The organism is Gordonia liuliyuniae, assembly GCF_021739025.1.
In the GTDB taxonomy this organism is placed as follows: domain Bacteria; phylum Actinomycetota; class Actinomycetes; order Mycobacteriales; family Mycobacteriaceae; genus Gordonia; species Gordonia liuliyuniae.
This window is the reverse complement of record NZ_JAKKOT010000003.1, coordinates 150,847-173,720: the sequence shown is the minus strand read 5'-3', so window position 1 is coordinate 173,720 and position 22,874 is coordinate 150,847. Positions and strand designations below refer to the sequence as shown.

23 protein-coding genes are annotated in these 22,874 nt (G+C 67.6%); 10 read left to right on the top strand and 13 right to left on the bottom strand.

The features are described 5' to 3' along the window. Positions 1-19: 19 nt before the first annotated feature. Entirely contained in the window at positions 20-1,096 is a 1,077-nt protein-coding gene (locus L5G28_RS05655; RefSeq protein WP_237000684.1) for an NAD(P)H-dependent amine dehydrogenase family protein, read from the bottom strand. A 104-nt stretch (positions 1,097-1,200) separates the two neighbouring features. Between L5G28_RS05655 and L5G28_RS05650 the strand changes: the two genes are divergently transcribed. Continuing rightward, positions 1,201-1,584 (top strand): hypothetical protein, encoded by a 384-nt coding sequence (locus L5G28_RS05650; protein ID WP_237000683.1) that lies wholly within the window; start codon positions 1,201-1,203, stop codon positions 1,582-1,584. A gap of 28 nt (positions 1,585-1,612) precedes the next feature. On the opposite strand, the gene L5G28_RS05645 is transcribed toward L5G28_RS05650, so the two are convergent. From L5G28_RS05645 to purL, 5 genes are all read right to left on the bottom strand, one after another. Then, positions 1,613-2,302, bottom strand: coding sequence for a CD225/dispanin family protein (locus tag L5G28_RS05645; protein WP_237000682.1), 690 nt, complete (start codon positions 2,300-2,302; stop codon positions 1,613-1,615). 6 nt (positions 2,303-2,308) lie between these two features. Continuing rightward, positions 2,309-2,767, bottom strand: coding sequence for a DUF2752 domain-containing protein (locus L5G28_RS05640; protein ID WP_237000681.1), 459 nt, complete (start codon positions 2,765-2,767; stop codon positions 2,309-2,311). A 4-nt stretch (positions 2,768-2,771) separates the two neighbouring features. Continuing rightward, positions 2,772-3,197 carry a CD225/dispanin family protein gene (locus tag L5G28_RS05635; protein ID WP_237000680.1) on the bottom strand — a complete coding sequence of 142 codons (426 nt, stop codon included), beginning with the start codon at positions 3,195-3,197 and terminating at the stop codon, positions 2,772-2,774. A gap of 56 nt (positions 3,198-3,253) precedes the next feature. After that, the gene (locus tag L5G28_RS05630; protein ID WP_237000679.1) at positions 3,254-3,856 is read right to left on the bottom strand and encodes a CD225/dispanin family protein; all 603 of its coding nucleotides are present in this window, start codon (positions 3,854-3,856) and stop codon (positions 3,254-3,256) included. A 133-nt stretch (positions 3,857-3,989) separates the two neighbouring features. After that, entirely contained in the window at positions 3,990-6,275 is a 2,286-nt protein-coding gene (gene purL / locus L5G28_RS05625) for a phosphoribosylformylglycinamidine synthase subunit PurL (protein ID WP_237000678.1), read from the bottom strand. Positions 6,276-6,412: 137 nt separating this feature from the next. On the opposite strand from purL, the gene eccA reads away from it, so the two are divergent. Then, a complete protein-coding gene (gene eccA, locus L5G28_RS05620; RefSeq protein ID WP_237000677.1) occupies positions 6,413-8,110 on the top strand; it encodes a type VII secretion AAA-ATPase EccA in 1,698 nt (565 codons plus the stop codon). Positions 8,111-8,161: 51 nt separating this feature from the next. Here eccA and cysC read toward each other — a convergent pair whose 3' ends face one another. Then, positions 8,162-10,000 (bottom strand): adenylyl-sulfate kinase, encoded by a 1,839-nt coding sequence (cysC, locus tag L5G28_RS05615; protein WP_237000676.1) that lies wholly within the window; start codon positions 9,998-10,000, stop codon positions 8,162-8,164. After that, positions 10,000-10,917 carry a sulfate adenylyltransferase subunit CysD gene (cysD, locus tag L5G28_RS05610; protein WP_308191960.1) on the bottom strand — a complete coding sequence of 306 codons (918 nt, stop codon included), beginning with the start codon at positions 10,915-10,917 and terminating at the stop codon, positions 10,000-10,002. Before cysD ends, cysC begins: the two co-directional genes overlap by 1 nt. A 21-nt stretch (positions 10,918-10,938) precedes the next feature. Between cysD and L5G28_RS19395 the strand changes: the two genes are divergently transcribed. The 8 genes from L5G28_RS19395 to L5G28_RS05570 all read left to right on the top strand — a co-directional run bounded on the left by L5G28_RS19395 (position 10,939) and on the right by L5G28_RS05570 (position 17,708). Next, positions 10,939-11,832, top strand: coding sequence for an IclR family transcriptional regulator (locus tag L5G28_RS19395; protein WP_237000674.1), 894 nt, complete (start codon positions 10,939-10,941; stop codon positions 11,830-11,832). A 133-nt stretch (positions 11,833-11,965) separates the two neighbouring features. After that, positions 11,966-12,574, top strand: a complete 609-nt coding sequence (locus tag L5G28_RS05600; protein ID WP_237000673.1) for a DUF2249 domain-containing protein — start codon at positions 11,966-11,968, stop codon at positions 12,572-12,574. After that, positions 12,571-12,918 carry a ferredoxin gene (fdxA, locus tag L5G28_RS05595; RefSeq protein ID WP_237000672.1) on the top strand — a complete coding sequence of 116 codons (348 nt, stop codon included), beginning with the start codon at positions 12,571-12,573 and terminating at the stop codon, positions 12,916-12,918. The genes L5G28_RS05600 and fdxA overlap by 4 nt, the downstream gene beginning before the upstream one ends. Further along, positions 12,915-13,523, top strand: coding sequence for a helix-turn-helix transcriptional regulator (locus L5G28_RS05590; protein ID WP_237000671.1), 609 nt, complete (start codon positions 12,915-12,917; stop codon positions 13,521-13,523). Before fdxA ends, L5G28_RS05590 begins: the two co-directional genes overlap by 4 nt. 57 nt (positions 13,524-13,580) lie before the next feature. Further along, positions 13,581-14,498 carry an enoyl-CoA hydratase gene (locus L5G28_RS05585; protein WP_237000670.1) on the top strand — a complete coding sequence of 306 codons (918 nt, stop codon included), beginning with the start codon at positions 13,581-13,583 and terminating at the stop codon, positions 14,496-14,498. Further along, positions 14,498-15,655 (top strand): acyl-CoA dehydrogenase family protein, encoded by a 1,158-nt coding sequence (locus L5G28_RS05580; protein ID WP_237000669.1) that lies wholly within the window; start codon positions 14,498-14,500, stop codon positions 15,653-15,655. The genes L5G28_RS05585 and L5G28_RS05580 overlap by 1 nt, the downstream gene beginning before the upstream one ends. 2 nt (positions 15,656-15,657) lie before the next feature. After that, a complete protein-coding gene (locus L5G28_RS05575) occupies positions 15,658-16,626 on the top strand; it encodes an acyl-CoA dehydrogenase family protein (protein ID WP_237000668.1) in 969 nt (322 codons plus the stop codon). After that, positions 16,623-17,708, top strand: a complete 1,086-nt coding sequence (locus L5G28_RS05570; RefSeq protein WP_237000666.1) for an acyl-CoA dehydrogenase family protein — start codon at positions 16,623-16,625, stop codon at positions 17,706-17,708. The genes L5G28_RS05575 and L5G28_RS05570 overlap by 4 nt, the downstream gene beginning before the upstream one ends. A gap of 30 nt (positions 17,709-17,738) precedes the next feature. Here the strand turns inward: L5G28_RS05570 and L5G28_RS05565 are convergent, their stop codons facing one another. From L5G28_RS05565 to hsaB, 5 genes are all read right to left on the bottom strand, one after another. After that, the gene (locus L5G28_RS05565; protein WP_265743843.1) at positions 17,739-18,974 is read right to left on the bottom strand and encodes an Nramp family divalent metal transporter; all 1,236 of its coding nucleotides are present in this window, start codon (positions 18,972-18,974) and stop codon (positions 17,739-17,741) included. A 125-nt stretch (positions 18,975-19,099) separates the two neighbouring features. Next, positions 19,100-20,239: a sulfotransferase family protein gene (locus tag L5G28_RS05560; protein ID WP_237000664.1), complete on the bottom strand. Its 1,140-nt coding sequence runs from the start codon at positions 20,237-20,239 to the stop codon at positions 19,100-19,102. Continuing rightward, on the bottom strand, positions 20,232-21,011 hold the full coding sequence (locus L5G28_RS05555; protein ID WP_237000663.1) for an SDR family oxidoreductase: 780 nt from the start codon (positions 21,009-21,011) through the stop codon (positions 20,232-20,234). Before L5G28_RS05555 ends, L5G28_RS05560 begins: the two co-directional genes overlap by 8 nt. Positions 21,012-21,068: 57 nt before the next feature. After that, positions 21,069-22,346: a hypothetical protein gene (locus tag L5G28_RS05550; protein ID WP_237000662.1), complete on the bottom strand. Its 1,278-nt coding sequence runs from the start codon at positions 22,344-22,346 to the stop codon at positions 21,069-21,071. Then, positions 22,337-22,852 carry a 3-hydroxy-9,10-secoandrosta-1,3,5(10)-triene-9,17-dione monooxygenase reductase subunit gene (gene hsaB, locus L5G28_RS05545; protein WP_237001262.1) on the bottom strand — a complete coding sequence of 172 codons (516 nt, stop codon included), beginning with the start codon at positions 22,850-22,852 and terminating at the stop codon, positions 22,337-22,339. The genes L5G28_RS05550 and hsaB overlap by 10 nt, the downstream gene beginning before the upstream one ends. Between the last annotated feature and the right edge of the window lie 22 nt (positions 22,853-22,874).

Sequence of the window (22,874 nt, the reverse complement as noted above, 5' to 3'; positions counted from 1 at the left end):
CGTCGCGCCGTGAACTCCGCTACCGCGTCACCAGGCCGCGCCCGGTGACCAGCGGCAGATCGAGGGCGGTGACGAGGCCCGGCTCGGCGTCGACGACGGCGGGCACCGCGTTCACGAGCCGCTGCGCGGTGACGATCATGCCCGACACATTGTGGTCGCCGTCGCGGCCGTGATGCGTCATCTCCACGCGCATGAACGGTTCCCCGTGGATCTCGATGCGATACGAGCCGTCACCGGAGTCGGGCCGCGGCCAGTCCGGGCACTGGTCGGCGCTGGTACGCGTGTAGTGCTCAAGGACGACGCGGTCGACACCGTCGACCTGTCCGACCACCTCGAAATGGAGAGCGGCGAGCGTCCCCTCGGGAATCTTCACAGACACTGTGTCGATATCGCGGTCGGCGGCGACCTTCTCGACGCGTTCGACGAGCGGCTCGTCGAGCGTGATGTCCAGTCCCTTCGCGATCTGCCGCACGACGCTGCCCCACCCCATCGACAGGACGCCCGGTGTCAGAAGCATCGACTGATGGTCCATCGGTTTGCCGAAACCGAACAGGTCGCCCATCACGACGGGCTGATAGTAGGTCGAGTAGTCGGCGATCTCCATGCACCGCACCTCGTCGATCTGCTGCGACAGGCTGGTCATAGACAACGGCAGGACGTCGTTCGCGAAGCCCGGATCGATGCCGTTCACGTGCAGGCTCGCGCCGCCCCTGCGGGCAGCGTCCTCGATCGGCCCGATCATCGCGTCAGGCATCACGCCGTACGGGAACTGCAGCAGGACAGGCCCGGACGAGACCACGTTGATCCCGGCCTCGACGAACGACGTGAGGTCGGCGATCGCCTCGACGATCCGGTCGTCTGTCATCGCAGTGTGCACGATCGCGTCGGGTGTCAACGCCAGCAGCGCGTCGCGGTCGTTCGTTGCCAGGACACCGAGGTCACGGTCGAGTCCGGCGAGGCGTCCCGCGTCCTTCCCGACCTTCGCCGGATCGGACACCCACACCCCGACGAGTTCGAGATCCGGGTGAGCGTCGATTCCGACGATCGCGTGCCGTCCGACAGTTCCGGTGGACCATTCCACTACGCGTAGAGTCATGCCCCCAGGCTAAAGGCCATCAGCGAGTCTCGTGGTCAATTGACTGGACAGGTGTCCGATCGCGGTGCGAACCAGGCTGGTCGACGCGTGGTTAGATTCCATCCATGAGTTTCCCGATGGGCCCGAGCGTGGCGCCTCCCCTGGTCGTGATCAACGACATCCAAGTGACGCAGACGCAGATCATCACTCCGGCCGGGATCTTCCCCGTCCAAGGCGCGCAGTGGAGCCTGCAGGACACGACGTACACGAAGCAGGAGATCCCCCAGTGGGCGATCATCTGCGCGATCCTCGGGTTCTTCCTGGTGTGCGCGCTGAGCCTGCTGTTTCTTCTCGCGAAGGAAGAGCGCACCACCGGCAGCGTCCAGGTGACGGTCAACACCGCCGCAGGCAGCTACACGACGATGATCCCGGCTGGATCTCGGGCCGTCGTGATGGATTTGACCAACCGCGTGAATTACGCGCGGACGCTCAGCGCAGGCGCGTACTGACCTACCGCACGACGCGGCGGGACACCGATCAGGTGTCGTACGTGTACGTCGTATTCGGCGAGGGATCGCTGTTGACCGCCCACACGACGAGAATGATGACCACGATGATCGCGAGGACCACGCCGATGCCCAGGCTGATCCACGCCCACATCGCGGCCTTCTTCGACGACTCCGCGGCCTGCGACGCTTCGGCAGTCTGCCCCGCGAACCAGAGACGACCGACGGAGTTCGCTTTCGTCAGGCCGATGATGCCCAGCACGAGAGGTGCGATACCGATCAGCGTGCCGTAACAGCTGACGGTCAGAAGGCCGCCGAACACGAGCGCGACGATCGACGAGATCTGCCCGGTCTGCGGCGCGGGCCCCGGCTGGCCAGCCCCGAACTGCTGTCCTGGATACGGGTACGCCGCACCGTACGGCCCCGGCGCGACAACCGGCGGCAACGGCGGCTGAGCATAAGCCTGCTCCGAGTACCCCGGCTGGGCATATCCTGACTGGGCATACCCTGACTGGGCATACCCTGGCTCGGGCAGCGGCGGCGGCGTCGGAGTGGTCTGCGTCGGCTCGTACGCGGGCGGTCCGTTCGTCGCCGGATCGGTGGACGTCGGAACGTCGCGCTTGGTCAGATCGGGTTTCGGGGTGCCGACCTGTGTCGGCTCGTACGCGGTCCAGTCGTCGTCGTTCGACGGCTGGCCGGACGGATCATCAGGGGTAGTCAAGACGGGTCACACTTTCAGACTGTCGAACGGTGAGATCGGAATATTTCGGATGAGGAACCAGACGAGCGTCACCACGAGCACTGTCACCGGCGTGTATCGCCACTGCTGCCAGCCGCGGACCCGGCGTCCACGCCACAGCCCGACGGTGTACGTGACGAAAGCGACGGCCAGGAACGCGAGGGCGACGACGCCGACCGCGTTGTAGTGCAATGCGCCGCCGAGATCGCCGTGCAGCAGGCAGTACACCGCGCGCGAGGCCCCGCACCCCGGACAGTTGATGTGCAGCAGTGCGTTCGTCGGACACGGCGGAATGATGCCGCCCGGCGTGGTCGGATCAGCGAACCAGACGAGGGTCCCCGCCGCCGCCACGCCGACGAAAACCGACGCGGGACCGGCGACCCGGTGCCGGGAGACCGTTTGCACGGTTCCCAGCACACGGTCGGCGGTCCCTACGGCGACGCTCATGTCGCTACGCAGTGTTCGAGACAGCAGCTGCGATGACCACGGCGTAGAAGATCACGAAGATCACCCACCACGCGACGGCGGCGATCGCACTCCACATGGCGAACTTCTTGGCGTCGTCGGCCGCCTGCTGGGCGCCGGCGTAGTCGCCCATCGCCCACAATTTGCCGACGGACGTCGACTTGACGATCGAGACGATGCCCAACGGCAAGCAGCACAGCACGGTGCTCAGGATGGCCCACACCAGGTTGTTGTCGGGCTCCATACCGGGGGCTCCACCCTGATACGGGTTCTGCCCGTACTGGGGTTGGCCGTATTGGGGCTGACCGTATTGGGGCTGACCGTATTGGGGTTGGCCGTATTGGGGCTGGCCCGAGTCGGACTTGTTGAACGGGTCCTGCCCGAAACCGTCCGGGTTCTGCGGGGTGGTCATAGGAGTCTTTCGTCGTGCGCCGAGTGCGGCGAGGTCGTTAGATGGTCGGTCCGCGATCAGCTGAAGTCGTAGTAGCCGGCAGAAGTGTGGGTGGCCATCAACACGATCATCATGATGACCCAGAGCGCGATGGACACGCCGATCGCGATCCACCCATAGGTCGAGTACTTCTTCGCTTCGTCGGCCGACCGCTGAGCGCCGAGCGTGTCACCCCGCTGCCATTGACCGGCCACCGCATTGGCCTTCACGATTGCGACGATGCCGAAGATGCCGGCCACCAGACTCAAGCAGGTGAAACAGGTTCCGACGAAACCGATGACGGTCACGAGGATCGCCGAGACGAGACTGTTCGCCGGCGCCGGTCCCGCGTTGCCCGTCGGGCCGGCCGGATACGGGTTCGTCGGATACGGGTTCGTCGGATAGGGATTACCCGGGGTTTGAGACGCTGCATCGAAATGCTGCTGCCCGGGCTCCGACTGTCCGAAGCCCGGCTGCGGTGTCTCCGGCTGCGGTGTCTCCGGCTGCTGTGTCTCCGGCTCCTGGGGCTCCTTCTTGAAGTTGGGCGTCTGCCCGAACTGCGTCTCGGCAAACGGGTCCGGCTCGGCGTTCGGGTCGTCCCCCGATGTGGGGTCGCCGTGGTCTCCGGGCGGGTTCGTCATGTCTTCCCCTCGTCGTCTGACCACCGGGTGCGGTCAACGTCGACTGATCGTAACCGCCGACACCACCCACGATCGAGAGCCGTACGTTCGAACGACAGACGTGTCGACTGCCCGGCCCTCGATCGTCGTCGGATCAGCCGAATAGTCTCGGCAGCGTCCCCTCGTGGACGTCGCGGATCTCGTCGAGCTTCACCGCGAACTGGTCCTGGACCTCGAGCTCGTCGCTGCCCTGGTCGACGACGCCGATACGGGTCCACGGCATCGAACGCGCGGTCAGCATGCCGGTGAACCGCGACTCCTCGGTCCGCGGCACCGCGACGAGGACGCGTCCCGTCGACTCGGAGAACAGCCACACGAACGGGTCGACCCCCTCGGGCAACAGGATCCGGCAGCCGGTCTCGCCCGCGAGCGCCGCTTCGGCGACGGCCTGGATCAGACCACCCTCGGAGAGATCGTGCGCCGCGGAGACCAGACCGTCGCGCGACGCGGCGATCAAGATGTCGCTGAGCAGCCGCTCACGCTTGAGGTCGACCTTCGGCGGGACGCCGCCGAGATGATCGTGCTCCACCTGCGCCCAGATCGAGCCGTCGAACTCGTCGAGCGTGTCGCCCATCAGAATGAGCGTCTCCCCCGGTTCGGTGCCGATGCCGGTCGGGATGCGACGTCGCACGTCATCGATGACGCCGAGCACACCGACCACCGGCGTCGGCAGGATCGCGGTGCTGCCGGTCTGGTTGTAGAAGCTGACGTTGCCACCGGTCACCGGGATGCCGAGTTCGGCGCATCCGTCGGCGAGGCCACGCACGGCCTGGCTGAACTGCCACATGACGGCGGGATCCTCCGGCGAGCCGAAGTTGAGGCAGTTGGTGACCGCCGCGGGCGCCGCGCCGGACACCGCGACGTTGCGGAAAGCCTCGGCGAGCGCGAGCTGCGCGCCCGTGTACGGATCGAGGTAGGTGTAGCGGCCCGACGCGTCGGTCGAGATCGCGACGCCTCGGCCGGTCTGTTCGTCGATGCGGATCATGCCCGAGTCGGCATGTTCGGCGAGAACCGTGTTGCCGCGGACATAGCGGTCGTACTGCTCGGTGATGAACTTGCGGCTGCACAGCGCCGGGCTGGCCAGCATCTTCAGGAACGTCGCGCCCAGTTCATCGCCGGACTCGGGACGAGTGAGTCCGACCGTGGTCGACGCGACGACCTCGTCCTGCCAGTCCGGGCGGGCCAGCGGACGGTCGTACACCGGTCCGTCGTGGGCGACGGTGCGCGGCGGCACATCGACGACGGTCTCGCCGTGCCACCTGATCTCAAGGTTGTCACCGTCGGTGACCTCACCGATCACCGTGGCCAGCGCGTCCCACTTGCGGCACACGTCCATGAACTTGTCGACGTTCTCCGGAGTCACGACCGCACACATGCGCTCCTGCGACTCGCTGGAGAGGACCTCGGCGGGCGTCATGCCCTCGGCGCGCATCGGCACCTGCTCGAGGTCGATGCGCATGCCGCCGTCGCCCGCAGCCGCGAGCTCGCTCGTGGCACACGACAGACCGGCGCCGCCGAGATCCTGGATGCCGACGACGAGGCCTTCGCGGTACAGATCCAGACAGCACTCGATGAGGACCTTCTCGGTGAACGGGTCGCCGACCTGGACGCTCGGCAGCTTCTTACGCGACGGCCCCGCGTCATCGGAGTCGTCGAACGTCTCGGATGCGAGCACCGATACTCCGCCGATGCCGTCGAGACCGGTGCGAGCGCCGAACAGGATGATCTTGTTGCCCGTGCCCGACGCGAACGCCAGGTGCAGGTCTTCGGTGCGGAGGACGCCCGCGCACAGCGCGTTGACGAGAGGGTTGCCCTGGTAGCTGGCGTCGAAGACGGTCTCGCCGCCGATGTTCGGCAGGCCGAGCGAGTTGCCGTAGCCGCCGACGCCGCGCACCACGCCATCCACGACGCGCCGCGTGTCCGGCGCGTCGGCAGCGCCGAAGCGCAGCTGGTCCATCACCGCGATCGGCCGTGCGCCCATCGCCATGATGTCGCGCACGATGCCGCCGACGCCGGTCGCCGCGCCCTGGTAGGGCTCCACGTAACTCGGGTGGTTGTGCGACTCGACCTTGAACGTGACGGCCCAGCCGTCGCCCACGTCGACGACGCCTGCGTTCTCGCCGATGCCCGCGAGCATCCCGGCCCGCATCTCGTCGGTGGTGGTCTCGCCGAAGTACCGCAGATGCTTCTTCGACGACTTGTAGCTGCAGTGCTCGGACCACATCACCGAGTACATCGCCAGCTCGGCGTCGGTCGGGCGGCGGCCCAGGATCTCGCGAATACGTGCGTACTCGTCGTCCTTCAGACCCAGCTCGGCGTACGGCTGCGCGGTGTCGGGGGATTCGGCGGCGTGGGAAACGGTATCTACCTGGGCGCTCACACCGGACAGTCTATGCGAGGGCGCGGAGTGCTCGGCCCGTCCCCCGGGTCGAGTCCGGCAATACTCGTGAAAATCTGATATCGGCGTGCTCCGGAGGGTTAGAGTCGCTGCACCGTGTCGAGGTTCGGGGGGACCAGATGACAAGCACGAGGCAGCGCATCGCAGTCGGTGACGCCCGACGACTCTTCGACGCAGGCATGGCGGCGCTCGGCCACCTGGTCTGCGACGATCCACCCGACCAGGACCGTGCGCTCGCCGCGTTCACGCGCGCCAGCGAGATCGATCCGACGATGGGCGACGCCTGGTTGGGGCGGCTCGCCGCGGGCGACCGCTCCGGCTCCACCCTCTTCGGCCTGCATCGCGCCCACGACAGCATCGGGGTGCAGCAGCGGCGGGTCGGCCTGCCGCGCGGAGCACTCGCCGGGCTGGCGCCTGTCGGCCTGTTCGTCGACTACCCGATCACGACGGCCGACCGTGCCGCCGCCGCATACGCCTCGTCGCTGATCGACGGCGGCGACCTCGACGGCGCGCGACGGATCCTGGACTCGACCGCCGACGAACCGGTGGTCGGCTACTGCCGCGGTGTGCTGCATCTCAGGGCCGGAGAGTGGCGGGCCGCGCTCGGCGCGCTGGCCGCCCGAGACGCGTGGGCCGACCCGGTGCTGACGGCCGCGGCCGAGTATGTGGCGGGGACGGCGTGCATCCAGCTCGGCATGTTCGACGAGGGCGTCCGCCTCCTGTCGGCGACCCGGGACAGTGGTCTCGACAACGCGCGCGCGGCGGCCACGTTCGCGATCGGGATGGCCCAGCGAACGCGGGGCGACGAAGCTGCGGCGAGGGCGTGCTTTCAGGAGGCGTACGCGCTCGATCCTCGTCTATCCGATGCACGGCGCGCACTGGACGACCCGTCGTACCGTTTGGTGATCGACGTTCCAGACGAGGAGTCCGCACCTGCGGCCGTCGATCGGCACGCAGACCTTGCGGCCGCCGACACCGAGCTCGCATCCCAGGTGGGTTTGGCTGCAGTCAAAGAACAGGTGGAACGCCTGCGCTCGTCTGTGCTGCTCGCCGATCTGCGTGCTTCGAAAGGGCTGCGGACCGCACCGCGCAGCCTGCATCTCACCTTCACCGGCCCGCCGGGAACGGGGAAGACGACAGTCGCACGCATCGTCGCGCGCATGTATCGCGGCCTCGGGATCCTCGCCACCGACACCGTCGTCGAAGTCAGCCGAGGCGATCTCGTCGGCGAGCATCTCGGGTCGACGGCGCCGAAGACGTCGGCAGTGATCGACTCGGCATTGGACGGTGTCTTGTTCATCGACGAGGCGTACACCCTGATCCAGGAGGGGCTCTCCGGCGGCGACGCGTTCGGCCGCGAAGCCCTCGACACCCTGCTCGCCCGAATGGAGAACGACCGGGATCGGCTCGTCGTGGTGATCGCCGGCTACGACGACGAGATCGATCGACTGCTGGCCGCCAATGAGGGTCTGGCGTCCCGGTTCGCGCGCCGGATCCGGTTCGACTCGTACTCGCCGAGCGAACTGGTGCGGATCGCCGAATCGATGGCGGGCGGCCGCGACTCCCGGCTGGCCGCCGATGCCTGCCAGGTGTTGGAAGCATCGTTCGAGAGGCTGTGCACCACGTCGATCGGCACCCGCCGCGCCATCGACGTCGCAGGCAACGGCCGCCACGTACGGAACCTGATCGAGGCCGCCGAGGAGGAGCGCGAACACCGTCTCGCCACGTCGGACGACATCGACGCACTGTCGGAGGCCGACCTGATGACGCTCACCGCGGCCGATGTGCGCGCCGCGCTCTCTCGGCGAGCCGACTAGTGTTGCACAACGGTCGCTGAGCGACCGTTGTGCAACAGGATTCACGGCGGCTCACATCCCCAGACGCTGCAGGATCATCTCGGCGATATCCGCGGGGGCGCCGTCGGACGGGCGGATCACGAACTCGGGGGTCACGGGGCGCTCGTACGGCGAGTCGATACCGGTGAACTGTGCGATCTCGCCCGCGCGAGCCTTCGCGTACAGCCCCTTCGGGTCGCGGGCCTCGCAGTCGTCGAGGGGTGTGTCGACGAAGACCTCGAAGAACGGGAGGTCGCGAGCCGCATGGATCTCTCGCGCACGCTGGCGTTCGGCGGCGAACGGGCTGATCAACGACACGAGGGCGAAGGCTCCCGAGTCGGTGAACAACGACGCGACCTCGGCGGTGCGCCGGATGTTCTCGCGACGGTCGTCGTCGCTGAACCCGAGGTCGGCGTTCAGCCCATGTCGCAGATTGTCGCCGTCGAGCAGGTATGCGGGTCTGCCTTCGGCGACGAGTCGTCGTTCGAGTTCGGTGGCGATCGTCGACTTCCCCGACCCGGACAGCCCGGTGAGCCAGATGGTCGCACCGCGGTACGCGCGGTGTTCGCGCGTGACCTTCCCGGCCTCCCAGACGACGTTCGAATCGTGGGCGACGGGTGCACCGATCATGCCCGCCGCGACGGTCGCGTTGGTCGCCTCGTCGATCAGGATGAAACTGCCGGTCTGCCGGTTGCGGCGATACTCGTCGAACATCATCGGCTGCTGACAGTGCAGCGTCATCCGGCCGATCTCGTTGAGCTCCAACTCGTCTGCGGCGCCGTCACGGTGCAGTGTGTTGACGTCGAGCCGATAGTTCATGCCGGTCACCGACACCCGCGTCTCACGGGTGCCGCACAGCATCGAGAACGTGTCACCCTCCGACAGCGAGCGCGTCTCGGAGAACCAGCAGACCATCGCGTCGAGGTCGCGGCCGACGTGCGGACGGTTGCCGGGCCGCACGATCATGTCGCCGCGGACGATGTCGATCTCATCGGCCAACTCGACCGACACGGCGTCGCCTGCCGACGCCTCCGACCGCTCCGCGCCGCCCGGCCCCCAGATCTTGACGACCTCGGTGCCGAAGCCGCCGGGCAGCGCGACGACCTTGTCGCCCACCGAGAGCCCACCGCCCGCGACCGTGCCAGCGAACGCCCGATGGTCGAGACCGTCGGCGCGTTGCGGCCGGATCACGTATTGGACGGGGAAGCGCGCGTCGATGAGGTTCTTGTCGGACGCGATGTGCACGGTCTCCAGATGTCCGAGCAGCGAGCGGCCCGTGTACCAGTCCATCGTCTCGGACCGGTCGACGACGTTGTCGCCGCGCAGCGCCGAGATCGGAATGAACATCACGTCGGTCACGTTCAGTTTGGCCGCGAACGCCGTGAACTCGGCGACGATCTCGTCGTAGCGTTCCTCCGAGTAGTCGACCAGGTCCATCTTGTTGACACACACCGTCAGGTGCGGGATGCCCAGCAGCGAGGACAGGAACGCGTGCCGCCGCGTCTGCTCCAGCACACCTTTGCGCGCGTCGACGAGAATGATCGCGAGGTCCGCCGTCGACGCACCGGTCACCATGTTCCGCGTGTACTGCACGTGCCCGGGCGAGTCGGCGACGATGAACTTGCGTTCCGGCGTGGAGAAGTACCGGTAGGCGACGTCGATCGTGATGCCCTGTTCACGTTCGGCGCGCAACCCGTCGGTGAGGAGCGCGAGGTCCGCACTCTCGTCGCCGCGCTGTGAACTGGTGCGTTCGATCGCTTCGAGTTGGTCGGTGAAGATCGACTTCGAGTCGTAGAGCAGCCGACCGATGAGCGTCGACTTCCCGTCGTCGACGCTGCCTGCGGTCGCGATGCGGAGCATGTCGCCGGTCATCAGAAGTAGCCTTCCTTCTTGCGGTCTTCCATCCCGGCTTCGGATATCCGGTCGTCGGCGCGCGTCGCACCGCGTTCGGTGACTCGGGTGGCGGCGACTTCGGCGATCACCTTCGCCGGGGTGTCGGCATCACTCTCGACACATCCGGTGCAGGTCGCGTCGCCGACGGTGCGGAAGCGGACCCGCTCGAGGTGCGCGGTCTCGCCGGGATACTTCTCGAGGAACCGGGTGTCGGCGAGAAGCATCCCGTCGCGCGGGACCACCGGGCGCTCGTGCGCGTAGTAGATCGACGGCAGGTCGATCTGTTCGGCGGCGATGTACTCCCAGATGTCGTGTTCGGTCCAGTTGCTCAGCGGGAACACGCGGATGTGTTCGCCGCGCGCGTGCCGCCCGTTGTAGAGGTTCCACAGTTCGGGCCGCTGGTTGCGAGGATCCCAGGCGCCGAACGAGTCGCGAAAGCTGAAGACGCGCTCCTTGGCGCGGGCCTTCTCCTCGTCGCGGCGCGCGCCGCCGAACACCGCGTCGTACTTGCCGTCGCGGATGCCGCGGAGCAGCGCCGCGGTCTGCAACCGATTCCGCGAAGTGCCGGGGCCGGTCTGTTCGACGACACGCCCCGCGTCGATGTCGTCCTGCACGCTGCTGACGACGAGGCGAGCACCGGTCTGTTCGACGATGCGGTCCCGGAACTCGATCACCTCGTCGAAGTTGTGTCCGGTGTCGACGTGCATGAGCGGGAACGGGGCAGGCGCAGGCCAGAACGCTTTGCGCGCGAGATGAAACATCACGACGGAGTCCTTGCCGCCGGAGAACAGCATCACGGGGCGTTCGAAGGTGGCCGCGACTTCTCGGAAGATGTGCACCGATTCGGCTTCGAGTTCCTCGATCACGACCAGAGGCCTCCTTGACGTGTCGAATATTCGACACTTAGTGTTGCAAATGTGTCACAGACATTAGGGGCAAGATCACCGCGTCGTCAACCGTCGCCGCCGACGCGACGAGTCGCCGTCGTTCTCGACTGCGTCATCTCGTTCGCCGGTCATCCTCCCACTCTGGCCGACATCGTCCGCGAGACGGCGTTGCCGCGCGCAACGGTGCACGCAATAGTGGCCGAACTCGCCGATCTCGGATGGCTCACCCGCCACGACGACCTGACGATCACCGTCGGCCCGGCGTTCCTGTCGACGGCGCGCACGGCGATCGGCGACGACTCCCTCGCCGTCGCCGCACGCCCCGCGCTGACCCGACTCGTGGCCGACACCGGCGTGATCGCGTTTCTCGCCCGCCCCGTGGACGATCGCACGATCACCGTCGTCGAGTACGCCACGCCGGAGGGCACTGCGGCGCCGGCCACCGACAGTTGGGCCCAGCCCGGGCGTCCCATTCGACTGCACCCGCCGATCTGTCGCGAGTTCGTCGCGTGGGCGGACGGCACAGTACGAGACGAATGGCTCGCCCGCGCACCGGAAGGCGACCGCGCCCGGCTGCGCGATGTGCTCGCCGAGATCGCCGATCGCGGTTACTCGATCGAACGGATCACCGACGGACACCGCACCGTGATCGACACTCTCGCCGGCCTCGACACCGTGCCGGCGGAACTTCGCGGTCGCGTCCGCGACTTGCTCGGCGAACTGTCGACGATCGACTACCTCGCAGGCGAACTGACCGACGACGCCGAGGTCGGCGCGGTCACCATCGGAGCGCCCATCACCGACGGGACGGGCCGCGTGGTCGGTGCGCTCGTCTCGTGCCCGCACACGACGATGGACGGGCGCGAGCTGAAGCGATGGGGCGAACTGGTCGCGGACGCCGCGCGGTCCGCGTCCCACCGCTGAACATCCGGATCCGCCTGCCGCGGGCTTCCCGCCGCACCTCGATGAGCCAGACCCTGGCCATCCTCGACGCCCGGGTGTATTTTTACAACTAGGTCTTGTATTAATTCCCGGCAGCCCACAGGAGACGCTAGTCATGCCCGACATCACGCTCGACGTCCGCGAGATCCCCAAGCCCCAGCGTCATCCGAAGATCTTCGCGATCTTCGACGACCTCGACGTCGGCGAAGCACTAATCCTCGTGAACGATCACGACCCGCGCCATCTGCACGACGAGTTCGAGGCCGATCGGGCCGGCGGCTACTCGTGGGAGTACCTCGTGCGCGAGAAGCGCGACTACCGGATCCGCATCGGCAAGGCCACCGCGACGACACCGCCCCGCAAGCTCGGCAACACCGCAGAGCTGACGAACGCTGCCGTCGACGCCGCGGACGTCGCATGGAAGCTGCAGTCGGCCGACCGACACCTGGATTCGAATCTGATCCGGCTCGCGGGCGACGGCGAGATCGCCGAGCACGCAGGCGGCGAGGTGGACGTCCTCGTCCACGTGGTGGCCGGGTCCGGAACGCTCGGCACCGAGGCCGACGACATCCCGGTGGCCGCGGGCGACCTCCTCTGGCTGCCGCGACGCTCGCAACGAGCGTTCCGCGCCGGACCGGACGGGCTCAGCTACCTCACGGTCCACACGCACCGCGAGCCGACATTGACCATCGATCCGATCGTGCCGAGAGCAGCCCGGCCATGACGTACGTCATCGCACTCCCCTGCGTCGATGTGATGGATCGCGCCTGCGTCGAGGAATGCCCCGTCGACTGCATCTACGAGGGCGGCCGCAGCCTGTACATCCACCCGGACGAATGCGTCGACTGCGGCGCGTGCGAACCCGTGTGCCCGGTGGAGGCGATCTTCTACGAGGACGACGTCCCCGACGAGTGGGAGCCGTACATCAACGACAACGCGGAGTTCTTCACTGAGACGCTCCCCGGCCGCGACGCTCCACTCGGGTCGCCGGGCGGCGCCGCAAAACTCGGGCCGACGGAGTCGGACGCTCCGCTGGTGACGTCGCTGGAACCGCAGGCGCAACCATGACCGCGCGCGCGGACGTCCTGGGCGCGCTGCGCGACGCGGGCTCACCGGTCACGGTGGCAGACCTGGCCGAGACTCTCGGCGTGCCCGCGACGACCGTTCGCTTCCACCTACGAGCACTCACCGACGACGGGCTCGCCGACGCACAGACCGAGTCCGCAGTGGGCCCCGGCCGACCGCGCATCCGCTACCGCGCGCGGCCCGGCATGGACCCGTCCGGCTCCCGCGAGTACGGGACCCTGGCACGAGCACTGGTGACCGCGCTCGCCGTGACCCCAGACGGGCCGCGACGCGCCGCCGACGCCGGACGAGCTCTCGGCGCCGACCGCGCCCACCGCACGGACGACGCCACGTCCGACCTGCTGCACATGCTCGCCTCGATGGGCTTCGACCCGGTCGTCGCGCCGCCGTCGCAGATCCGGCTGCGCCGATGCCCGTTTCTGGAGACGGCCCGCGAGAGTCCCGAGATCACCTGTTCGGTCCACCGCGGACTGATGCAGGGCGTCCTCGACGCCCACGGGTCGGATACCCGAGTGGGGCTGGATCCGTTCGTCGACGGCGATCACTGCGTGGCGCACATCGACGCCGCACTGACGGCGACGCACTGACGGCGGATCTACCCGCCGTCTAACCAACCAAGCACTTGCTCGGTTATAGTCGAGGGTATGAGCGATGCCGTGATCCCTCCCGCACTGCGCCCCGACGACCTCGGGCCCGACACCAGCCCGGTCGCCTACGAAGTCGGCGGCCCCGACGACGCCGTCGCATACGTGACGCTGAACCGCCCCGACTACCGCAACGCACAGAACTCGGTGATGACGTATTCGCTGGACGCCGCCTTCCGCAAGGCCGTCGACGACGCAGCCGTCAAGGTGATCGTGTTGCGCGCCAACGGCAAGCACTTCTCGGCAGGCCACGACATCGGCACCCCGGAGCGCGACTTCGACACGTACTACGAGAACGCGGCGACCCTGCACTGGGACCACACCGACACCAGCGGCCGCAGCGGAACCGACATGACCGCCGATCAGCGGCTGGCGCGCGAGACCGAGGTGTACATGGGGATGTGCCGCCGGTGGCGCGACATGCCCAAGCCCGTCATCGCGCAGGTCCACGGCGCGTGCATCGCGGGCGGCCTGATGCTCGCCTGGTCGGCCGACTTCATCGTCGCGTCCGACGACGCCTTCTTCTCCGATCCCGTTGCCCGCATGGGAATCCCGGGTGTCGAATACTTCGCGCACGCCTTCGTTCTGGGACCGCGTCGCGCCAAAGAGATCCTGTTCACCGGCGACCGTTTCACGTCAGCGCAGGCACTCGACTGGGGCATGGTGAACCACGTGGTCCCCCGCGAGGAACTGGCGGCGAAGGTCGACGCGATCTGCGAGCGAATGGTCCAGATGCCGATGCAGGGACTGTTCTTGAGCAAGAAGGCCGTCAACATCTGCGAAGACCAGATGGGCATGCGCAACGCGATGGACTCGGTGTTCGGCTGGCATCACTACGCGCACGCCGCGAACGCCGAACAGGGCGACTCACTCGGCGGCATGGACGCCAAGTCGATGAAGAGTGCGGGAGAGCGCTGATGGACCTCTTGTTCGACGACGCAGCGCAGGAGTTCCGCGCCGAAGTCCGGTCGTGGTTGGCCGCCAACGTCCCCGCCGAGCCCCTCCCGTCGATGGACACGGCCGAGGGTTTCGAAGCCCATCGTCGCTGGGAGGCGACGATGGCCGACGCCCGCATGTCGGTGGTGAGCTGGCCCGAGGAGTTCGGCGGGCGCGACGTTCCGCTGCTCCACTGGGTGATCTTCGAGGAGGAGTACTACCGGTCAGGCGCACCCGGACGTGTCAGCCAGAACGGCATCTTCCTGCTCGCCCCCACCCTGTTCGAACACGCCAGCCCCGAACAGCTGGCGCGGATCATGCCGCGCATGGCCCGCGCCGACGATATCTGGGGGCAGGCGTGGAGCGAGCCCGAGGCGGGCTCGGACCTCGCGTCGCTCCGTTCGACGGCGACGCGCACCGAGGGCGGCTGGCTGCTCAACGGGCAGAAGACGTGGAGTTCGCGGTCCAGTTTCGCGGATCTGGGTTTCGGCCTGTTCCGGACCGACAAACAGGCCCAGCGGCATCGCGGCATCACCTACTTCATGTTCGACCTGCGCGCCGAGGGCGTGACCGTCCGGCCGATCGCCCAGCTCGACGGCGAGCCCGGGTTCGCGGAACTGTTCCTGGAGAACGTGTTCGTCCCCGACGACCCGACCGATCCGGGTGCATCCGGGGTGATCGGCGAGGTGAACAACGGGTGGAAGGTCGCGATGAGCACCGCGGCCAACGAGCGCGGGTTGTCGCTGCGCTCCCCCGGCCGCTTCCTCGCCGCGACTGATCGACTCATCACGCTGTGGAAGAGCCGCCGCGATGCGGTGTCCACGTCCGACGCGGCCGTCGCCGACGCCTGGATCGGTTCGCGCGCCTACGAGTTGTCGACGTACCGGACGGTCAGCCGTCTCGCGGCGGGCGGACAACTCGGCATGGAGTCGTCGATCAACAAGGTGTTCTGGTCGCAGTGGGACATCGCCACGCACGAGACCGCCCTCGACCTGCTCGGCGCCGACGCCGAACTCGACACCGGCTGGATGGACGGTTACCTCTTCTCGCTGTCGGGCCCGATATATGCGGGAACCAACGAGATCCAACGCAACGTGATCGCCGAGCGACTGCTCGGCCTGCCCCGCGGAGACCGATAATCATGGACTTCCTCCTCAGTGACATTCACACCGATCTCGCGCAGACGGTCGACGGCATCCTCGAACGGGCGGGCGGTGTCGCCGTCGCGCGCGCATGGGCCGAGGACGACGACCGGTCCGCGGCACTCGACGTGTACCGCCAGCTCGCCGAGGCGGGCATCACCGGCCTGCTCGTCCCCGACGAACTCGGCGGCAGCGGCGCGGGCGCCGTGGAGATGGTCGCCGCCGTCGAGCGACTCGGCTACGGCGCACTGCCGGGTCCGATCGCCGAGACCTTCGCCGTCGTACCGGCCGCGCTGGGTGCGGGCGACGACCTCGATGCTCTGCTCGGCGGCGCTCCGGCGACGTGCGCGCTGCCGCCGGTCTGTCCGCGCGCAGTCGACCCCGATGCGGCCACGCCCTACCTGATCACCGCCGACGGCGTATTCACCGCGACGGCGGGCGAACTCCTCGACACCGTCGATCCGACGCGGCGCGTGGCCGTGCTGTCGGCGGGCACACGCTCGACCGGGGCCTCCACCACGTCGATCGAGCGGAGTCGAGACCTCGGCGCCCTCGCGACCGCCGCCCAGCTCCTCGGGCTCGGCTCGGCGATGCTCGATCTGGCCGCCGAGTACGCGAAGTCGCGCAAGCAGTTCGGCCGTGAGATCGGTTCGTTCCAGGCGGTGAAGCACCACCTGGCAGACGTCGCGATCGCGATCGAGATGGCCCGCCCGCTGGTGCACGGCGCGGCGGCAGGCATCGACGGGCAGGTACCGGACGGGACCGACGTCAGCCGGGACGTCTCGGCCGCCAAGGTCGCGGCGGGCGAGGCCGCGTACCTGGCGTCGCGGCAGGGCCTGCAGGTACTCGGCGCGATCGGCTACACGGCCGAGCACGACTTGTCGCTGTATCTGACCAAGACGCGCGCGCTGTTGTCCGCGTGGGGCACGCCAGCCCATCATCGGGCCCTGATCCTGGAGTCGCTGTGAGTTCGGAGGTCGGCGCCGAGGAACGCGCTGCCCTCACCGACTCGATCCGTGACGTTCTGCGCAAACGGTCGACGTCCGAAGCCGTTCGCACGGCCATGCAGAGCGACGGCCGTGTGGACCGCGACCTCTGGGACACGCTGTGCGCCGAGATCGGTGTCTCCGCGCTGGCCGTGCCCGAGCAGTACGACGGCGCCGACGCCTCGTGGGCGGAGACCGCGCTCGCCGTCGAGGAGGTCGGCGCGACGTTGTCGCCGGTGCCGGTGTTCTCGTCGGCGGTTCTCGCGGTGGGGGCGGTCCTCGCGTCGGAGGACTCCGAGGCGGCCGCACGGCTACTCCCCGGCCTGGCGTCGGGCGAGACGATCGGCGCGCTCTGTTGGGCGGGGGCGACCGGATGGAACACACCGGGCGTCTCGGCCGATGCCGGACTGCTGTCCGGGACGGCGGAGTACGTGATCGACGGCGAATCCGCCGACGTCTTCCTCGTCCTCGCCCGAGCGGGCGACGACGGGCAGCACATCACCTTGCACGAGATCGACGCGTCCGCTCCCGGCATCACGGTGACCGCGCTCCCGGTACTCGATCCGACGCGCCCGCTGGCACGCGTCTCCTTCGACGAGGTGCCTGCGACCGCGGTCAGTTCGCCACCGGGAATCGCAGACCGGATCCGCACGTTGGCGTGGGCGATGCTCTCGGCCGAACAGGTCGGCGGCGCGGCACGAGCCTTGGCGCTCACCGTCGAGTACACGTCGGACCGCAAGCAGTTCGGTCGGACGCTCGGGTCGTTCCAGTCGCTCAAGCATCGGATGGCCGACATGTACGTGTCCGTCGAAGCGATGCGCTCGATGTCGGCGGCCGCAGTGGCCGCGGTCGTCGCCGGACGCGACGACGCGGCACAGCTCGCGGCTGTCGCGCACGTGCAGTGCTCCGAGGAGTACATGCGCGTGACGGGAGAGGCGATCCAGTTGCACGGCGGCATCGGCATCACCTGGGAACACGACATCGGCTTGTACTTCAAACGCGCGCAGGCCGACGCCCAGCTGTTCGGGCAGCCACATGAGGCCCTGCAGTCGGTGCCCCTCTAGTAGTTGCTCCTGTAGTACGCGCGGCGGGCGTCACCCCGATCCGGTCAGCGTCAATCCGATCAGCGCGATGTTGAGCACGACGACGGCGACGACCGCGGCCATGGACGCCCACCGCAGCCACGGACCGTCGGTGAACGAGCCCATCAGCGCACGGTCGGACGTGTAGCGGCGCAGCGGGATGATCGCGAACGGGATGCCGAAGCTCAAGACCACCTGGGAGATGATCAGCGCGGTCGTCGGGTCGATGCCCGCGCCGAGGATGACCAGCGCCGGGATCAGGGTCACCGCCCGCCGGACGACCATCGGGAACTGTCGGCGGAGCATGCCCGCCATGATCGCGCCGCCCGCATACGAACCGACCGACGTCGACGCGATGCCGGAGGCGAGGAGACCGACGGCGAACGCACCCGCGACGACCGGCCCCAACGCATCGCGGACCGCCGCGTGGGCGCCCTCGATGCTGTCGGTGCCCTCGTGGCCGTACAGGCTGGTCGCGGCCAGCACGAGCAGTGCGATGTTGACGGCGCCCGCGAGGACCAGCGCCACCCAGACGTCGACCTTCGTCGCGGACAGCAGCCGTCGTGTCCGCTGCGGACTCGTCGGCTCGCCGTGTCGGTCGATGACGAGTGACGAGTGCAGGTAGATCGCGTGCGGCATCACTGTCGCGCCGAGCATCGACGCGGCGAGCAACACCGTCTCGGTCCCGTCCAGGCGCGGAACCATCCCGCCCAGCATTCCGCCTGCATCGGGTGGGCTCACGACCAGCCCCGCTAGGAACCCGACGACGATCACGGCGAGCAGTCCGACGATGATCGTCTCGAACTGGCGCTGTCTGCGTCGGTTGGCGGTGACCAACAGGATCATGGCGATCACGCCGACGATCGCTCCGCCGACCGGCAGCGGCAGTCCGAACAGCAGGTGAAGGGCGACGGCCCCGCCGATCACTTCCGCGATGTCGGTGGCGCCCGCGACGAGTTCGGCCTGTGCCCAGTACATCAGGCGAGACTTGCCGGGGAGTCGGTCACCGAGCGTCTGAGGCAGCGTCCGACCGGTGACGACGCCGAGCTTCGCCGACTGATATTGCACCATCACTGCGATGCCGTTCGCCAACACGAGCACCCACACCAGCAGATATCCGTATTTCGCACCCGCTGTGATGTTGGCGGCGACATTGCCCGGATCGACGTACGCGATCGACGCGACGAACGCCGGACCGAGGAGAGCCCCCGTCCGCACGAACACACTGTTTCGACGACTCCGCAACATACGATTAGGGTAGCTGCCTAATTAAAGTTCGGTCAACCGAAACCATCTTCGCTGACGTCAGATTCCCCACTCAGCTCCGGGGTCTCACCCCTAAGCGATGCCGCCCCTGAGCGGGGAACTTGAGGTCAGCCCCCGAATGCGTCTCGCACCTGATCCGCGGTGAGACCGTAGTCCTCCAGCGAGTATTTGTGTGCGGGCTTGCGGTCGCCGGACTTCGACTCCGAGTCGAGCGCGACCATCGCGTCGCGCGCCTCCTCCGACAGCGGAGCACCGAGAGCGTCGTAGACCCGACCGACCGCAGCGAACGGGTCGGCCCGCAACTCGTCGAAGTCGACGTCGACGAACTGCGCGGGATCGTGCTTCGCTCGAGCGGCGGAGAACTCCCGCAGTCCGCGCGACCACAGGTCCAGTTGCGTCTGTCCGATCGTCGCCCCGGTGAACACCGTCGAATGGCCCTCGGTCGCGTGCTCGGCGAGACTGCACATCGACGGGATGATCGTCTCCGGCGCACGATGCGTCTGCACGACGATCGCATCCGGGTAAACCTCCAACAGCGCATCGAGCGCGAACAGATGGCTCGGATTCTTCAACACCCACCGCTTGCCCGGGTCGTTCGAGCCGATCAACTGCAGATTCTTCCGATGGCGACGGTAGGCGGGAGTCCAGTCCCGCTGTTGCAGCCACCGCGAGTACGTCGGCAGGTAGGCGAGGGACTCGTACGAGATCGACATGAGCGACTGGCGCAGCAACTGCCAACACTCTTCGACATCGCTCGCACTCATGTAGTGCAGGCCCATGAACTCGGGGTTCTCGACGTGGTGCTGGGCGATTCCCGCCTCGATCTGCGCGAACACCGGATTGTCGGCCCACGTCTCCCGCGGCGGACGCGGCTGCGGGAACTCCGTCAACCACATCTCGAGCCCCTGATGAGCGGGATCGGCCGCCAGCAGCCGATGCAGCGCCGTCGTCCCGGTCCGCGGCAGGCCCGTCACGAACACCGGCCGTTCCACCGCGACGTCGACACAGCCCGGATTGTTCTTCCAGCCCGCCTCGCTGAGGAGACGCGCGATCAGCGCACCCTTGAGGAAGTACCGGAACATCTTGCTGCCGAGCTCGGTGAGCCCCGCGTCGTTCCGATACGACTCGAGGAGCACCTCCAAGCCGTCGAGATAGTCGCGATCGCCGAAGTCGTCGAGCCCGACGGTCCGAGCCGCAGCAGCATGCAGGTCATCGACCGTGCCGACCGAAGTACGCAGTTCAGTCATGGTATTCACCGCAATTCACGTCGAGGGTGTGCCCCGTGATGGCCTTCGCCATCGGCGATGCCAGGAAAACGGCGGCGTCGGCGATCTCATCAGGCTCCGGCAGTCGCTTCAGATCACTCTTGGACGCAGTCTGCTCGTACACCTGTTCCGGCGTGATCTCATACTTCTTCGCGATCTCCCCGAAGTACCACTTGAGCTGGTCGTCCCAGATGTAGCCGGGCGCGACGCTGTTGACCCGGATACCCTGCCCGCCGAGCTCGGTCGCAAGCGACTGCGACATCGCCAGCAGCGCCGACTTCGCCAACTTGTAGCTTCCGTACCGCGGCTCCGAATGGCGGATCACCATCGAGTTGATGTTGACGATCGACCCTCGGCTCTCCGCGAGAGTCGACGTGAACGCCTTGATCACGCGCAGCGTGCCGAGCACCGTGAGATTCAGACTGGTTTCGATCTGCTCGAAGTCAGTCCGCCCGAGCGGCTTCATCGACGGCATCGCGAACGCATTGTTGACGAGAACGTCAGCGCGGCCGAACTCGTCGACCGTCCGGCGCACCAACCGCTCGACGGCGTCGTCGTCGGTGATGTCGGTGGGGACGACGAGAGCCTGCGCACCCAGGTCGCGGACCTGCGAAGCCACGTCGTTGAGGCGCGACTCGGTGCGCGCGGCGAGGACCACCTTGGCCCCGTTCGCCGCCGCCCGAAGGCAGAGGGATCGGCCGAGGCCGGGCCCGACGCCCGACACGACGACGACCTTGTCGGTCAAGAGTGTCATTGGTGTGCAGTCCTCTCGGTTAAGCGGGTAGGTCTCGCCCCCTCTCGACCAGCAGAGCTAGCCGAGCATGCGGTTCGCGAAGGCGCGTTGCCGGGCCGCGATACGCGCCGACCAGCCCGCGGCGTCGATCCGGTTGTCGTCGAAGAAGGGCAAGTGGGCGGGGACGTCGGCGTCGTCGACGACCACACACGTCGGGCCCGACTCCGGGCCGATCGGGTCGTCGACACGCTGCCACCGGAACTGCAGGATGCCGCGACGACGCCCCGTCGTCTCCACCCAGTTCGCGACGCCCGGATCGTTCGCCGAGATCACCATCCGGATCATTCCGTCCGGATCCGTCTGCGCCTGAGCCGAATTCAACGACGTCTGATGGTTGACGTAGTCGAGCGAGATGTACCAGAGACTGCCGAGTTGGAATCCCTGATAGGGCGCATTCGAACACGGAACCGTCACCACCATCGACTTCCCGGCCGGCAGATCGAAATGGCCGACCGACGAATACTGCGTCGACAGACCGCCAGGAGTGGTGCGCGGCGCCGTGAACGTGTTCACCGGCTCGTCGAGATAGAACCACTTCGGAAAGTTGAACCACGTGTTGACCCGCGTCTTCAACATCGACGCCGCGATCCGATACCGCCGCGCGAGGTTCGCCTCCGTCGGCTCCGGCGGCGCGGTACCCACCGAATCGACCCGCTCGATCGTCACCGACCCGCGACGCTCGGTATCCCAGTCGGAGTAGACCTCCCGCACCGCCAGCATCGACGCGCCCTCGCCGAGAGCGAAACAGTCGCTCCCGGCGCCCGGTTGATTGGGCCCGCTCACTCCGCTCCCGGCGCCCGTTTGATTGGGCCCGCTCACTCCGCTCCCGGCGCCCGTTTGATCGGGCCCGAACGTGATCTCGAATGACCCGTCGGCGGCGACGGTGATGCGCCGATCATCGAACGCATCGTCGCCGCCGGGCACATCGGTCGGCGTGTAGTCGCCGCGCAACACCTGAAAACTCAGGTCGGTCGTCGACCCGCGCACACCGCGCACAACGTACGTCGCGTCCGGTACCACGTTCGCGTGGTAGTAGATCGTGTCGGGGTTGTCCAACCCCATCTTCGAGTACGGCCCGGTGGACGTCACGAACGTCGGGTGCGTCTTGCTGTACGTGCCGGCCAAATGCAGGATCGACGAGATCCCGCCTGCCAGATAGTCGAGGCCCTCCGCGCGATCAGCATCAGTCTCGGCGAACTCGGCGGACGCGACGAGCGCCTCCGCTTCTGCGATCGCATCGGTGAACGGTTTCGTCACGCCGCCATCGGCTCGGGCCCCACCGTCAGTCACAGCCATGTGTCGCCCCCGTTCCAGGTGAGGAAATTGTCCAGTTCCTCCTGTGCGGGCGTCACGCGCGGATGCTCGGTCGACAGGTACCCGCCGCGGTAGAACAGCAGCGGCTTGTCTTGCAGTACGTCGCCGAGGATGTTCGCGCGACCGACGACGACGTAGTGATCGCCGCCGTCGGTGACCGTCTCGACCGTGCACTCCACCCAGGTGAGACTGTCGCGGATCACGGGCATGCCCGCGGGCGACGAATCCCAGCTGACGGACGAGAACTTGTCCTGGCCGGGCGCACCGAACACCGCGCTCACCGCCTGCTGCCGGTTCGACAGGATGTTCACCACGAACGTCCCGCGCTCGGCGATCGCAGGCCAGGTCCGCGAGGACTTCATCGGACAGAAGATCACCAGCGGCGGGTCCAACGACAGCGCGGCGAAACTCTGGCAGGCGAAGCCGACCGGCTCGTCGTCGGAGTTCTTCGACGTGATGACGGTGATGCCGGTGCAGAACTGTCCCATCGCGGTACGGAACTGCCGGGAG

Coding starts and splice junctions, on each gene's coding strand:
- L5G28_RS05655 (WP_237000684.1), bottom strand. CDS start 1,096: ATGACTCTACGCGTAGTGGAATGGTCCACCGGAACTGTCGGACGGCAC.
- L5G28_RS05650 (WP_237000683.1), top strand. CDS start 1,201: ATGAGTTTCCCGATGGGCCCGAGCGTGGCGCCTCCCCTGGTCGTGATC.
- L5G28_RS05640 (WP_237000681.1), bottom strand. CDS start 2,767: ATGAGCGTCGCCGTAGGGACCGCCGACCGTGTGCTGGGAACCGTGCAA.
- L5G28_RS05635 (WP_237000680.1), bottom strand. CDS start 3,197: ATGACCACCCCGCAGAACCCGGACGGTTTCGGGCAGGACCCGTTCAAC.
- L5G28_RS05630 (WP_237000679.1), bottom strand. CDS start 3,856: ATGACGAACCCGCCCGGAGACCACGGCGACCCCACATCGGGGGACGAC.
- eccA (WP_237000677.1), top strand. CDS start 6,413: ATGACAAGCACGAGGCAGCGCATCGCAGTCGGTGACGCCCGACGACTC.
- cysC (WP_237000676.1), bottom strand. CDS start 10,000: ATGACCGGCGACATGCTCCGCATCGCGACCGCAGGCAGCGTCGACGAC.
- L5G28_RS05600 (WP_237000673.1), top strand. CDS start 11,966: ATGCCCGACATCACGCTCGACGTCCGCGAGATCCCCAAGCCCCAGCGT.
- fdxA (WP_237000672.1), top strand. CDS start 12,571: ATGACGTACGTCATCGCACTCCCCTGCGTCGATGTGATGGATCGCGCC.
- L5G28_RS05590 (WP_237000671.1), top strand. CDS start 12,915: ATGACCGCGCGCGCGGACGTCCTGGGCGCGCTGCGCGACGCGGGCTCA.
- L5G28_RS05585 (WP_237000670.1), top strand. CDS start 13,581: ATGAGCGATGCCGTGATCCCTCCCGCACTGCGCCCCGACGACCTCGGG.
- L5G28_RS05580 (WP_237000669.1), top strand. CDS start 14,498: ATGGACCTCTTGTTCGACGACGCAGCGCAGGAGTTCCGCGCCGAAGTC.
- L5G28_RS05575 (WP_237000668.1), top strand. CDS start 15,658: ATGGACTTCCTCCTCAGTGACATTCACACCGATCTCGCGCAGACGGTC.
- L5G28_RS05565 (WP_265743843.1), bottom strand. CDS start 18,974: ATGTTGCGGAGTCGTCGAAACAGTGTGTTCGTGCGGACGGGGGCTCTC.
- L5G28_RS05560 (WP_237000664.1), bottom strand. CDS start 20,239: ATGACTGAACTGCGTACTTCGGTCGGCACGGTCGATGACCTGCATGCT.
- L5G28_RS05555 (WP_237000663.1), bottom strand. CDS start 21,011: ATGACACTCTTGACCGACAAGGTCGTCGTCGTGTCGGGCGTCGGGCCC.
- L5G28_RS05550 (WP_237000662.1), bottom strand. CDS start 22,346: ATGGCTGTGACTGACGGTGGGGCCCGAGCCGATGGCGGCGTGACGAAA.
- hsaB (WP_237001262.1), bottom strand. CDS start 22,852: ATGGGACAGTTCTGCACCGGCATCACCGTCATCACGTCGAAGAACTCC.